This window comes from Bradyrhizobium sp. 164 (assembly GCF_023073715.1).
In the GTDB taxonomy this organism is placed as follows: Bacteria; Pseudomonadota; Alphaproteobacteria; order Rhizobiales; family Xanthobacteraceae; genus Bradyrhizobium.
In genome coordinates this window covers 38,122-51,535 of sequence record NZ_JADPKA010000028.1, presented here as the reverse complement: position 1 = coordinate 51,535, position 13,414 = coordinate 38,122, and the positions used below count along the sequence as shown (strand labels likewise).

10 protein-coding genes and 1 pseudogene are annotated in these 13,414 nt (G+C 63.4%); 5 read left to right on the top strand and 6 right to left on the bottom strand.

Going from position 1 to position 13,414, the window contains the following annotated elements:
* The 4 genes and pseudogenes from IVB01_RS10320 to IVB01_RS10305 form a co-directional block, all read right to left on the bottom strand.
* Nucleotides 1-840 carry an ABC transporter permease gene (locus IVB01_RS10320; RefSeq protein ID WP_247281726.1) on the bottom strand — a complete coding sequence of 280 codons (840 nt, stop codon included), beginning with the start codon at nt 838-840 and terminating at the stop codon, nt 1-3.
* On the bottom strand, nt 837-1,808 hold the full coding sequence (locus tag IVB01_RS10315) for an ABC transporter permease (protein ID WP_247281725.1): 972 nt from the start codon (nt 1,806-1,808) through the stop codon (nt 837-839). Before IVB01_RS10315 ends, IVB01_RS10320 begins: the two co-directional genes overlap by 4 nt.
* Nucleotides 1,809-2,007: 199 nt before the next feature.
* Entirely contained in the window at nt 2,008-3,558 is a 1,551-nt protein-coding gene (locus IVB01_RS10310) for an ABC transporter substrate-binding protein (RefSeq protein ID WP_247281724.1), read from the bottom strand.
* A 272-nt stretch (nt 3,559-3,830) separates the two neighbouring features.
* Nucleotides 3,831-5,379 (bottom strand): annotated as a pseudogene (locus IVB01_RS10305) (winged helix-turn-helix domain-containing tetratricopeptide repeat protein).
* Nucleotides 5,380-5,513: 134 nt separating this feature from the next.
* Here IVB01_RS10305 and mddA point away from each other — a divergent pair.
* Together mddA and IVB01_RS10295 are read left to right on the top strand one after the other, a co-directional pair.
* On the top strand, nt 5,514-6,299 hold the full coding sequence (gene mddA / locus IVB01_RS10300) for a methanethiol S-methyltransferase (protein WP_247281722.1): 786 nt from the start codon (nt 5,514-5,516) through the stop codon (nt 6,297-6,299).
* An 85-nt stretch (nt 6,300-6,384) separates the two neighbouring features.
* On the top strand, nt 6,385-6,807 hold the full coding sequence (locus IVB01_RS10295) for a GFA family protein (RefSeq protein WP_247281721.1): 423 nt from the start codon (nt 6,385-6,387) through the stop codon (nt 6,805-6,807).
* A 53-nt stretch (nt 6,808-6,860) separates the two neighbouring features.
* Here IVB01_RS10295 and IVB01_RS10290 read toward each other — a convergent pair whose 3' ends face one another.
* Complete coding sequence (locus IVB01_RS10290; protein WP_247281720.1) at nt 6,861-8,420, bottom strand: winged helix-turn-helix domain-containing protein; 1,560 nt, start codon at nt 8,418-8,420, stop codon at nt 6,861-6,863.
* Between the two features lie 370 nt (nt 8,421-8,790).
* On the opposite strand from IVB01_RS10290, the gene pcaB reads away from it, so the two are divergent.
* From pcaB to IVB01_RS10275, 3 genes are all read left to right on the top strand, one after another.
* Complete coding sequence (gene pcaB / locus IVB01_RS10285; protein WP_247494483.1) at nt 8,791-10,152, top strand: 3-carboxy-cis,cis-muconate cycloisomerase; 1,362 nt, start codon at nt 8,791-8,793, stop codon at nt 10,150-10,152.
* Between the two features lie 112 nt (nt 10,153-10,264).
* A complete protein-coding gene (locus IVB01_RS10280; protein WP_247281718.1) occupies nt 10,265-11,521 on the top strand; it encodes an aminopeptidase in 1,257 nt (418 codons plus the stop codon).
* Between the two features lie 294 nt (nt 11,522-11,815).
* Nucleotides 11,816-12,271: a cupin domain-containing protein gene (locus IVB01_RS10275; protein ID WP_247281717.1), complete on the top strand. Its 456-nt coding sequence runs from the start codon at nt 11,816-11,818 to the stop codon at nt 12,269-12,271.
* A gap of 85 nt (nt 12,272-12,356) precedes the next feature.
* Here IVB01_RS10275 and IVB01_RS10270 read toward each other — a convergent pair whose 3' ends face one another.
* The gene (locus tag IVB01_RS10270; protein WP_247281716.1) at nt 12,357-13,409 is read right to left on the bottom strand and encodes an amidohydrolase family protein; all 1,053 of its coding nucleotides are present in this window, start codon (nt 13,407-13,409) and stop codon (nt 12,357-12,359) included.
* Nucleotides 13,410-13,414 lie beyond the last annotated feature (5 nt).

Sequence of the window (13,414 nt, the reverse complement as noted above, 5' to 3'; positions counted from 1 at the left end):
TCAGCGCCCCTCCCGCGACAGTCGCGGATTGAGCGCGTCGTTTAGGCCTTCGCCGATCAAATTGAGGCCGAGCACCGAGATCAGGATGGCCACGCCGGGAAACACGGTGATCCACCAGGCCTGGCGGATCACGGTCCGGCCGGCGCCGACCATGTAGCCCCAGGAGATCAGATTGGGATCGCCGAGGCCAAGGAACGACAGCGAGGATTCCAAGAGGATTGCAGTCGCCACCATCAGCGAGGCCAGCACGATCACGGGCGACAGTGCGTTCGGCAGGATCTCGCGCAAAATGATCCAGGTGTTGCTCTGTCCCGTGACTACCGCGGCCTGGACATATTCGCGCGTGCGCAGCGACAGCACCTCGCCGCGCACGAGGCGGGCGACCGGCGGCCAGCTCACCACCGCTATCGAGGCCACGATGGAATAGATCGAGGGCTGCAGGATTGCGACCAGCACGATCGCGAGCGCGAAGCTTGGAATAGTCTGAAAGAATTCGGTGAAGCGCATCAAGGCATCGTCGACTTTGCCGCCGAAATAGCCGGCCATCGCGCCGATCGGCACGCCGACGATCAGGGCTACCAGCGTCGAGACAAGGCCAACGAGCAGCGAGACGCGTGCGCCGAAGATCATGCCGGCGAACACGTCGCGGCCGAGCGCGTCGGTGCCGAGCGGCACGGCCTGCAGCGTGAAGGGCGGCAGGAACGGCCGCTGCACCATGCGCCAGGGCGAGTTCGGGAACAGCATCGGCCCGAACACCGCGACCGAGATCGCAAGCAGCAGGATGACGAGCCCAATGACGCCGCTCGGGCTCTTCAACATCGATTTCCAAAATTGCTTCATGAGGCGAATTCGATGCGCGGGTCGACCAGGCGGTAGACCAGGTCGGTGATGAGGTTGAAGATCAGCACCATGGCGGAGCAGATCACGAAGACGCCGAGCAGTAGGTTGTAGTCGCGTTGGAGTAGCGCGTCGTACATCAGCCGACCGATGCCGGGCCAGGCGAACACGGTCTCGGTGATGACGGCGCCGCCGATCAGCGTGCCGGAATGCACGCCGGCGAGCGTCACTACCGGCAGCAGAGCGTTGCGCAGCACGTGGCGGCGCTGGATCACGGCGTCGGACAGGCCCTTGGCGCGCGCGGTCTTGATGAAGTCGAGCCGCTTCACCTCGAGCATCGAGGCGCGCGTCATGCGGGTGTAGGTCGCCATGAAGAACAGCCCGAGGGTCATCGCCGGCATGATCAGGTGCTTTGCGACGTCGATCGCGTGGGCAAGGCCGGTGAGATTGGCGCCGACTGTCTCGTAGCCGAAGCTCGGCAGCCAATCCATGGTGACCGAGAACAGCAGGATCCCCATCAGCGCCACCCAGAAGATCGGCATGGCGTAGAAAATCAGTGCAAAGACGGTAATGGCCGTGTCGAGGAAGATTCCGGCAAAGCGCGCGGCGAAGGTGCCGAAGAGGATGCCGAGCACGAGCGAGATCGTGAAGGCGGTCAGTGTCAGCAGTAGCGTCGCCGGCAGCCGTTCGCCGATCAGCTTTGCGACCGGTGCCTGCTGGCGGAAGGAGAAGCCGAGGTCGAGAGTGACGACGCCCTTGACGTAGATGAAGAGCTGCTCGGGCATTGGCTTGTCGAGGCCGAACTTTTCCCGGAGCTGCTTCACGAAGATCGGGTCGCTGGCGCCGGCTTCGCCCGCCATCACCACCGCAGGGTCGCCGGGCGCAAGTCGGATCAGGAAGAAATTGAGAACGATGATCGCGAGCAGGACGATCACGCCCTTTAGGACACGCTGAGCGACGAAGGAGAGCATAATTAGATGGCGATCAGATCAGGTTGAACGCAGCGGCGATCGCCGTGCGCTCCCTCTCCCGCTTGCGGGAGAGGGCAGGGGAGAGGGTATTTCCGCAGAGATGACACCGGGTGGAGAAAGCCCTCTCCCGCCGCGCTCTGCAAGCGCGTCGACCTCCCCCGCAAGCGGGGGAGGTGAAACAAGCGTGCGGCCTGCACCATCACTTGTCGAGCCATGCGTCCTTGAAGCCGTCATTGACCCCGATTCCCGTGGTGATCAGGTTCTTGACCTTGCAGCGCATGATGGTCGGGAATTGCAGCTCGAGCATCCAGGCCACCGGCACGTCTTCGACCAGGATCTTCTGCGCCTTCTCATAGATCTCCTTGCGCTTGGAGTCCGGGGTCGCGACAGCACCGTCGGCGAACAGCTTGTCGATCTCCGGGTTGGAGTAGCCTTCGACGTTATTGAAAACCTGGCCCTTGGCGATGGCGCTGGAGACGTAATTGCGTCCTACCCCGAGTGCGGGATCGCCGTACTGATAGAGATAGGTGAAGGCGATGTCATAGTCCCACTCGCCGATCTTCTGGTTGCCGCCAGCAACGTCGGTGGCAATCGTCTCGATGTTGATACCGGCGTCCTGGAGGTTCTGCTTCACCGCTTCACCCCAGCGCTGCCAGGTTTCGCCATAGGCCAGCGGCAACAGGCGGATCTTCTCGCCCTTGTAGCCGGCTTCCTTCAGCAGCGCCTTGGCCTTGGCCGGATCGTACGGGTACTTTTTCACGTCGTCGGTGTAATATTTGATGGTCGAGGCGGACGGGCCGGTCGCGACCTTGCCGAGCCCGTTCCAGATGACATCCTTGGCGAAATCGCGGTCGATTGCATACATGACCGCCTGCCGCACCCGCTTGTCCGCGAGCGGACCCTGGCGGTTGTTGAGCCAGAGCCAGGCCAGCGGCGAGAAGAACTCCCAGCCGGCGCCGGTGACACAGGTGTCCTTCAGCTTGGACAGCCGCGGCACGTCGAAGTTCTCGACCGAGCCGCCGGGCAGCACGTCGACCTTGCCGGTCTCATACGCCACCGAGCGGGCCGCGGCGTCGGGAATGATCTGCCAGTAGATCTCGTCGAGATAAGGCTTGCCCTTCTCGTAATAGTTCGGGTTCTTGACCAGGCGGATGAACGAGCCCTTCTGCCACTCCTTGAACATGAAGGGGCCGGTGCCGATGGGCGCGTTGTTGTAGGGATTCGTCTTGAAATCGGTGCCTTCATACAGATGCTTCGGCACCATCGGCATCGAGCCAACCTCGAAGATGCCGAGGAACGGGCCGAACGGCTGCTTCAGCGTGAAGACCACCGTGTAGTCGTCGGGCGCCTCGACCTTGTCGACCTGGGCGAGGTTGTTGCGGGCGCGCGCGTGGGTCTGCCTCAGCATCTCGACCGAGAACAGCACGTCTGCGGCGGTGAAGGGCTTGCCGTCGTGCCAGGTCACGCCCTTCCTGAGCCTGAAGGCGTAGGTTTTCGCGTCCTCGCTTACGCTCCAGCTCTCGGCGAGCTCCGGCTGCGGCTCGAGCTTGGGGCTGTAGCGCAGCAGCCCCTCGAAGATGTTGCCCGACACCATCTGGGTCGGACCGTTCTGGACCATTGCAAGCATCAGGCCGGGCGGCTCGGGCTGGATTACGGCATTGATCACGCCCCCTGTTTTCGGCTCTTGCGCCAGCGCCGGGGCCGTGAGGCCGCAAGCCAGGAGGAGACCAAGCAACACTCGTTTCGGCATGTCGTATCTTTCTCAAGCGAGGTCAGCCGTTAACGCTTCGCAACGTCCTCGCGCGCAAAGCGACGGCCGGCCCATCCCAGTCCCCATCCGGTAGCGAGGCTCACATAGTCTCGCTCGGCGCCGCAAGATGAAAGTCGCGACAACGTTCGCACAAAAAATGCACAGCGCGTCCTGTTTTGATTTATCTGCCTCATATCGCTGTGTACCGGTCATGTCGGTCGTTGGCCGACATGACCGGTGCGGCTAGCGACACAGCGTCGTGGGCAGGCCCGTCATCGCAACCCCGCCCGCCGAAATCCTTCTAGATAGTGCTCGCGGTCGGCGTCATTGGCCCACGGCAGTTGCGTCGCGATCCAGTGGAGCGAGATGCCGGGCTGGGCGCGGCGGAGTTCGCCCAGCGCGATCTCTGCCAGCTTTGCGTCCCCGGTCATGCCGGCGGAGACCGCGAGCACGCGGTAGGCGCCGGTGAGGTCGCCGCGGTGGCGGATCGCCTCGCGCGCGAGCGCGATCGCCTCGTCATAGTGCCGCTCGGTAAAGCGCGCATAGCCGGCAATGCCGTGATAGATCGCCAGCGAGGGATCGCGCGGCGAGAGCCGGATTGCCGTCTGCGCCGCCTCGAACGATTCCTTCGAGCGTCCGGCATAAGACAGTGCCAGCGCGTAATAGCCCTGCGCCAGCGAGAAGTTCGGATTGAGCGCGAGCGCCTGCTCGAACTCGGACAGTGCGTCGGCCAGCCTGCGTGTCGAGAACAGGACGCTCCCCAGCGCGGCATGCGCCCAGGCGTCCTCATGGTCGCAGCGCACGGCAGCGAGCGCGGCGGCTTCCGCCACTGGCGCCACCGCAGCAAGCTTGGCCCAGCCGAGATGCACGCCGAACATATGATTTGCCGCCAACACCGACAGCCTGACCATAATTCGGATCAATTCCGATCGCGCGCTCCAGCAGCGTCCGAGCGGCCTCGTGATCCTGCCGCGTCACGCGCCAATAGTGTGACAGTGCCCGCATCAGCAGATCCCAGGCATCCAGGCTCGCAGGCGGCTTGCGGTGAGCGCGAAAATTTTCGGCCGCGTGGATCTGCGGCTCGACCGCCGCCACGATCGCGTTGGTGATCTCGTCCTGCACGGCAAAGACGTCGATCAGCTCGCGGTCGTAGCGCTCGGCCCAGAGATGGCTGCCTGATGTGGCATCGTTGAGCTGTGCGGTGATGCGCACCCGGTTGTCCGCCTTGCGCACGCTGCCCTCGACGATGTAGCGGACGCCGAGTTCCTCGGCGATCTGCCTGATGTGGACCGCGCGTCCCTTGTAGGTGAAGGACGAGTTGCGGGCGATCACCAGGAACCAGCGCTGTTTCGACAGCGCGGTGAGGATGTCCTCGCTGATGCCGTCGCCGAAATAGTCCTGCGCGGGATCGCCGCTCATGTTCTCGAAGGCGAGCACCGCGACTGCCGGGCGATCCGAGACGGTGTGCGGCCGGGCAGGAACGGATATAGCGGGCGCAGGCGAAGCCGCCACCTCTTCCTGAACCTCGCCGACGAAACGAAAGCCTTTGCGCGGAATGGTCTTGATCAGCCGCTGGGTGGCGCCGTCGTCGCCGATCGCCTTGCGCGCAGCGTTGATCCGGCTGTTCAGGGCGGAATCGGAGACGATGCGGTCGCTCCAGATCTGGCTGATCAGGTCATCCCTGCTGACCACACGCGCGCGTTGAGCAACCAGATAGAGCAACAGATCGAACACCTGCGGCTGCAACGGCACGGCGACACCGGCGCAGGTGAGTTCCCGCAGGTCGCCGTCGAGCACGTTGTCTTCAAAGCAAAATCGCACGTTTTGTGTCGTCTCAAGCAAAAATCAATGGCATCTCAGGCGAAAATCAATTGTCGGCGAAAGTCTCGGGCCCGTCCGAAGCGCATGGTGGGGCGACCACATAGTGCCGATGTTTTGGCACAACGGAGCTTTCCATGTCTCAGATTGATCAGGTTCATTCGATCAGCCCGGCTGTTGCGGGCTCACGCATGTTCAAGTTCGCCGCCTTTCTGTACGGAATTGCGGCATATCTCGTGTTTTTCGTCACCATTCTCTACGCCATCGGCTTCGTGATGGGGCTGGTCGTGCCGAAGACCATCGACACCGGAACCGCCACGCCCCCGCTTGAGGCGGTCATCATCAATCTCCTCCTGATGACCCTGTTCGCCATCCAGCACAGCGTGATGGCGCGTCAGAGCTTCAAGGCGTGGTGGACGCAGTTCGTCCCGAAGCCAGTCGAGCGTAGCACCTATGTGCTGCTGGCGAGCCTGTCGTTGCTGCTCCTGTTCTGGCAGTGGCGGCCGCTGCCTTCGGTCGTATGGGAGGTCCAGGATCCCGATTTTGCAGTGACGCTGGTCACGCTGTCCTTCGCAGGCTGGGTGCTGGTGTTCACCTCGACCTACATGATCAACCATTTCGAACTGTTCGGCCTGCATCAGGTGACCAACCATCTCGTCGGCAAGGAAGCGGCGCCTGCGCGGTTCAAGACGCCGCTGCTCTATAAGTTCGTTCGTCATCCGATCTATCTCGGCTTCATCATCGCGTTCTGGGCGGCGCCGGTCATGACCGCGGGCCATCTGCTGTTCGCCGCCGTGACCACGCTCTACATCTTCGTCGGCATCGCGCTGGAGGAGCGCGACCTCGTCGCTCTCTTCGGGGACGAGTACCGGCAGTACAAACAACGCGTGTCGATGCTTATTCCCTGGCGCAGATCGGTATAGTCTTCGCCTCGCGCCAGGCGTCCACCGAAAGGAGGACGCGTGGCTGGCCCGACCAGCAATATCGATCCCAATGGAGACGAGCAAAATGAAACATCTCGGAAACTGCTTCTGTGGCGCAGTCACGATCGAGGTCACGGGCGAGCCGGAGGCGATGGGCTATTGCCATTGCCGTTCTTGCAGGTCGTGGTCGGGCGGACCGGTGAATGCCTTCAGCCTGTGGAAGCCCGAGGCGGTGCGCATCACCGAAGGCGCCCAGAACGTCGAGACCTTCGCCAAGACGCCGCTCAGCCAACGCAAATATTGCAAGAAGTGCGGCGGTCATCTCATGACCAACCACCCGCCGCTCGGCCTGGTGGACGTCTTCACCGCCACCATCCCCACGCTCGCATTTTCGCCAGGCGTCCACGTCAATTATGCCGAGACGGTGCTGCCGATGCGCGATGGCCTGCCCAAGCTGAAGGACTTTCCTGCCGAGTTCGGCGGCAGCGGCGAGATGATGCAGGAGTAGGACTTTTCTGACCCTCCCCTGGAGGCCCCCAGGGCAGGGTAAGCTGTGGCGAGCTACCTCATCCCTGCGCGCCGCAATCCTTCCAGGTAATGCGCGCGATCCTCGTCGCGTAGCATCGGCAGCTCGCGCGTGATCCAGGCAAGCGAAATGCCGGGCTGGGCGCGGCGCAGGCCGTGCAGGGCGGACGCGGCAAGGGCCGCGTTTCCCGACATACCGGCCGCGGCTGTCAGCACACGATGCGCGCCGACGAAATCGCTGCGTTGCCGCAGCGATTCGCGCGCCATCTGCACGGCTCCTTCGTAGTCGCGGCCGATGAACCGGGCGTAGGCCGCAACTCCACCATAGATCCCGGCGAGCGGATCGCGCGGGCTCAGCCGCAACGCACGGCGCGCGGCGGCGTCGCCGTCCTGCCATCGTCCCGCGTAGCACAGCGTCACACCGTAGAAGGCGTACGCCATCGCGAAATTCGGATTGAGCTTGAGAGCCAGATCGAACTCCGCCAATGCGTCCTCGAAGCGGCGGCGGAACAGATAAGTATAGGCGAGGCCGTGATGCGCCCAGGCATCGTCGCGATCGGCTTCCACCGCCGCCAGCGCCGCGCGTTCGGCGACCGGCACGGTTGCAGCCATTTCCGCCCAGCCCATATGCGCACCGAAGATGCGGCTGGTCGCGAGCAGGCCCAGCGCCTTGCCATAGGCGGGATCGATCGCGATTGCCTTTTCCAGCAGCTCCTGCGCAGCGGCATTGTCCTCGCGCGTGATGCGCCAGTAACGCGACAATGCGCGCATCACCAGATCCCAGGCATCCAGGCTGCCCGGCGGCTTCTGCTGGGCGCGAAAGCTCTCGGCGGCGTAGAGCTGCGGTTCGATCGCCGCGACGATCGCCTCGGTGATCTCGTCCTGCACGGCGAAGACGTCGGCGAGCTCGCGGTCGTAGCGCTCGGCCCACAGATGGCTGCCGGTCGAGGCATCGTTGAGCTGCGCCGAGATACGCAGGCGCTCGCCGCTACGCCGCACGCTGCCTTCGATCACGTACCGCACGCCGAGCTCGCGTGCGACCTCGTGGACGTGCACAGCGCGCCCCTTGTAGACAAAGGACGAGTTGCGCGCGACGACGAAGAACCAGCGCAGCTTCGACAGGGCGGTGATGATATCCTCGCTGATGCCGTCGGAGAAATAGTCCTGCTCGCGGTCGCCGCTCATGTTGGTGAAGGGCAGCACGGCGATTGCGGGCCGGTCGGGTAGCGCGAGCGTGGTCTGCGCCAACGGCGCCGCGGGGCCGGGTTCCTGAACGGCCGCGCCGCGCTTTGCCTCGACGTCGCCAACGAAGCGAAAGCCCTTGCGCGCGATGGTGCGGATCAGCGCCTGGTTCGCGCCATTGTCACCGATCGCCTTGCGTGCCGCGTTGATCCGGCTGGTCAGCGTCGATTCGGAGACGCTGCGGCCGTGCCAGATCTTGTCGATCAGCTCACCCTTGCTGACCACCCGGTCGCGGTTCTCCATGAGATGCACGACCAGGTCAAAAACCTGAGGTTCCACGGCAACGGGAACCTGCTCGCGGCTCAGCTCGCGCCGGTCGGTATCGAGAAGATGGTCCCGGAACAGAAATTGCACGTCGAAAACTCAGTCCTCACAACGACATCAGGCAATACAAAAATTAAAATGGATTTCGACTTGAAACCTGTAAGTCCGACGAAGGGACTGTCAGGTTCACCACGATCGCGTGATGCCAACTATGCTGTTTTCGGATGGGAACACGACCTCGACAGAATGTGGAGGCTTGGCGCGGATTGCCGCTGGCTTAATCCGCAAGCGTAGCGACGTCGGCAGTGTCGGACATCTCCCCAGCGTCGTCTGGCGAATGCCCGGCGAATGCCCACGGGCATCCGCCAGGACGACATCGGTCGTATGGCAGGCATTGTCGAATAGCATGGCCCGCGTAAGCTGCCTTCACACAGAACACTCCAACCACGAAGAAATGCCCATGCCCGCTTTTCCCACTGGGACCACCGTGCTCGACTCCATGCTGTTCCGGGACGCCTTCGGCACGCCCGAGATGCGGGAGGTGTTCTCCGATATCGCGCTGGTGGCGCGCTATGCCGAGGTCGAGGTCGCGTTGGCGAAGGCAGAGGCCACATGCGGCGTGATACCGCAGGACGCCGCCGATCAGATCGCGGGCCGGACCAATGTTGCCGCGCTCGATTTCGATCTGTTGCGGCAGGAGACCGACATCGTCGGCTATCCGATCCTGCCGTTGGTGCATCAGATGGTGAAGCAGTGCGGCGAGTCTGGCCGCTACGTGCATTGGGGCGCGACCACGCAGGACATCATGGACACCGCGGTGGTCCTGCAACTGCGTGCCGCGCTCGAAATCGTCGAAAGGGACATTGCCGAACTGCGCCGCATTCTTGCAGACCTGTCCAAGCGATATCGCGATACGCCGATGGCGGGCCGCACCCATCTGCAGCAGGCGCTGCCAGTGACGTTTGGCTACAAGACCGCGATCTGGCTCGCGATGTTCGACCGTCATGCCGGGCGTCTGACGCAGTTGAGGCCGCGCGTCCTGGTCGGCCAGTTTGCCGGCGCTGCCGGCACGCTGGCTTCGCTCGGCGACAAGGGATTCGAGGTGCAGGAGGCGCTTTGCGCCGAGCTGAAGCTCGGCGTTCCCGCCTCGACCTGGCACGTCGCGCGCGACGGCTTTGCCGAGGCCGTGAACTTCCTGGCGCTCGTCACCGGCTCGCTCGGCAAGATAGCGCTCGACATCATGATCATGGCTTCGACCGAGTTTGCCGAGCTCTACGAACCCTTCGTCAAGGGGCGCGGCGCCTCCTCCACCATGCCGCAGAAGCGCAACCCGATCTCCTCCGAACTGATGCTTGCGGCGTCCAAGGCGGTGCGCCAGCATGCAGGCCTGATGCTGGATGCGATGGTGCAGGATTTCGAGCGCGCCACCGGCCCCTGGCACGCCGAATGGATGGCAATCCCAGAAAGCTTCGTGCTGACCGCCGGCGCGCTGCACCAGGCGAAGTTTGCGCTCGCAGGCCTCATCGTGGACGAGGCGAAGATGAATGACAATCTCGCCATCAGCCGCGGCCTGATCGTGGCCGAAGCGGTCATGATGGGGCTCGCGCCGCAAATCGGGCGGCAGGAGGCGCATGACATGGTCTATGACGCCTGCCGGCTCGCCAATGAGAAAAGTCTCTCGCTGGCGGATGCGCTTTCATCCGACTCCCGCGTCTTGAACTGCATCGACCGTGCCACAATCGAGGCACTCACCTCGCCAAGAAATTACCTCGGCCTTGCGCCCGCCATGGTTGACCGGGTGCTGAAATCGGCAACGCGTTGAAAACCAATATGCGTGAAACTGCGTATCTCTCCCTGCCGCAAGGTGCTCGCGCACTTGCGCCTCGCGATCCTGGGCTTAGATTGAACGAGAGACTTTCGGCAGAGGGCCCCGTATGACTGATCACCGCAATTCCGCTACTCCCATCAATCCCGCGAAACTCGACCGGCTGGCCGAGGTGGCGGTGAAGGTGGGGCTGGGTTTGCGGCCGGGGCAGGATCTTCTTCTGACGGCGCCTGCGGTCGCACTGCCGCTGGTGCGGCGGATCGCCGTGCACGCCTACAAGGCCGGCGCCGGCATCGTAACGCCGATCCTGTCGGATGAGGAGATGACGCTGGCGCGCTACCGCCACGGCCACGACGATAGTTTCGATCGTGCTGCCGGCTGGCTGTATGAGGGCATGGCCAAGGCATTCTCGGACAACACCGCACGGCTCGCCATCGTCGGCGACAATCCGATGCTGCTGTCGGGCGAGGATCCCTCCAAGGTGGCGCGCGCCAGCAAGGCCAATTCCATGGCCTATCAACCGGCGCTGGAAAAAATCGTCAATTTCGATACCAACTGGAACATCATCGCTTATCCGAGCCCTTCCTGGGCCAGGCAGGTGTTTCCTGACGACCCTGAGGACGCCGCAATCGGCAAGCTCGCGGATGCAATCTTTGCGGCGTCCCGCGTCGACCGTGAGGACGCGATTAGCAATTGGGCGAGCCACAATGCGGTCCTGCGCGAGCGCACCAACTGGCTCAATGGCCAGCGTTTCCGCGCGCTGCAATATTCGGGGCCGGGCACCGACCTCACCATCGGACTTGCCGATGGCCATGAATGGGAAGGCGGCGCCTCGCTCTCCAAGAACGGCATCAGCTGCAACGCCAACATTCCGACCGAAGAGGTCTTCACCACGCCGCATTGCCGCCGCGTCTACGGCCACGTCGTGAGCTCGAAGCCGCTGTCTTACCAGGGCACCCTGATCGATAACATCTCGGTGCGCTTCGAGGACGGCAAGATCGTCGACGCAAAGGCCTCGCGCGGCGCGGAGGTGCTGAACAAGGTGCTCGACACCGACGAGGGCGCGCGCCGCCTCGGCGAGGTGGCGCTGGTGCCGCATTCCTCGCCGATCTCGCAGAGCGGACTGTTGTTCTACAACACGCTGTTCGACGAGAACGCGGCGTCCCACATCGCGCTCGGCCAGTGCTACTCGAAATGCTTCGTCAACGGCGCGCAGCTCACGCCGCAGCAGATCGCCGCGCAGGGCGGCAACCAGAGCCTGATCCATATCGACTGGATGATCGGCTCGGCCGAGACCGACATCGACGGCATTCTCGCCGACGGCAGCAAGGTGCCGGTGTTCCGCAAGGGCGAGTGGGCGAAGTAACCTGCTCACCTCTCCTGTAGGAGAGGTGAGCACCGCGATTGGCTGTCAGAACCTCGAGCGCGAGGAGCATCGATGACTCCCTCGCGCATTTTGTCGCACCCCCCGGCAAAGATGGGTTCACATAGTCCAATTGGCAGGAAATCACTGCGTTAACGCGCTTCGCGGCTTCAACTACGGCCGATTGTCGAGGCCTGCGTAAGGAAGAATTAAAAGCCGATCACTAGCGTCGCGAGGATCATTGAAACAGTCCGGGCTCCGACCCGGTCAAACTTATTTCATTCCCCGAGGAAACAGATGTCGCGCGCAATGATTGAGATCGGCAGTTGCAATGTGGATCTGGAGCTGCGGCCGATCGAGCCGTCCTGGATCATCGAGGGTAACCCGGTGTCGCGCTCGCGCGTCCTGTCCACCAGTGCCGACGGCACGGCCCAAACCATCATCTGGGCCTGCACCGAAGGGCGCTTCAACTGGTACTACGATATCGACGAGACGATCATGATCATGGAAGGATCGATCGTGCTCGAAAGCGACGGCATGCCGCCGAAGCGCTACGGCCCCGGCGACGTCATTTTCTTCCGCGACGGCGCGCATGCCAAATGGCATGTCGAAGGGCACGTCAAGAAGATCGCCTTCTGCCGCAAGACCAATCCCGTGATGATCGGCTTTCTGATCCGTGTGGTCAACAAGCTCAAGAAGATGTTCACCTCCAGCGGCGAGCGCCGTCCGGCCTCCTTGATGGGTGCCGGCTAGAGCCCGAACAATAACGTTTCAAGGACGCTTCCCAGCGGCCACGACGGAAGAGGGGCCGGGATCAACATCCCGGCCCCTCTTCTCGTCACGACGGCAGTTCGAGCTGATAGAAATCGATGGCGGTCTGCGAGAACAGCGCCGTCTTTTCGGCCTCGCTCAGGGCCGCCGCGATGCGCTTGAAGGCGTTGAAGATCACCTGATAGCTGCACTGGCCCTTGTCCGGCGGGAAATTGCTCTCGAACATCGCGCGCCTTGGGCCAAATGCCTCGATGCAGGTCTCGACATAAGGCCGCCAGGCTGCGGCAAGCTCCTCGGATGACGGCGGCTTCTCGCGCCGATGGAAGTCATAGCCGAGCAGGCACATCGCGAGCCCGCCGAGCTTAACCACCACGTTCTCGCATTTCGCGATCTCGCGGATCGAGGCGCGCCACTGCGAAAACACCTCCTCGCGCCGTCCCGCAAAGCGGCCGACGCCGGCGGGGCCGCCGCAATGGTCGAGCACGATCCGGGTGTCGGGGAAGGCGCGCGCAAGCTCGGTCAGTTCGCCGATCTGCGGATGAAACAGCCAGGCATCGAAGCTGAGGTTCAGCGGCGCGAGGCAGGCAAATCCCTTGCGGAAGGTCGGATCCTGCAAAAGGCCCTTCGGCCGGTTCGCATACATGCCGGCGACCACGGGGTCTTCGTCCCAGGCCGAGGAATGCCTGATGCCGCGGAAGCGGCCGTGGCCCGCCGCGATCTCCGCTTCCAGCACCGGCTTGGCCGCGTCGCCCAGCAGCAGATTGGCGTGGCTGACGATGCCCGCACAGATCGCCGCCTTGCCGTAACCACCGCTCGCGCTCATCGCCGCGACGCCGTTGGCGAACTCGACCTCGCCGACGGGCCGGAACGCCTCTGGCCCATGCGCACGATACATCGAGCGGCAATCGACATAGACGGTTGCGACGATGTTGTGGCCAGAGGCGATGTCGGCCGCCATCTCCTCGATCAGATAGCGGTGCCCGCGATTCCAGAGATGGTGGTGAGGATCGACGATCGGCCGGGGCGCATCGATGATCTCCTCCTGGTGCTGCGCAAGCCAGTCCTCGCGCGGCTCGACAAACAGTCCGCTCGTATTGGCAGGCAATCCACTTGCGGTCATCGGCG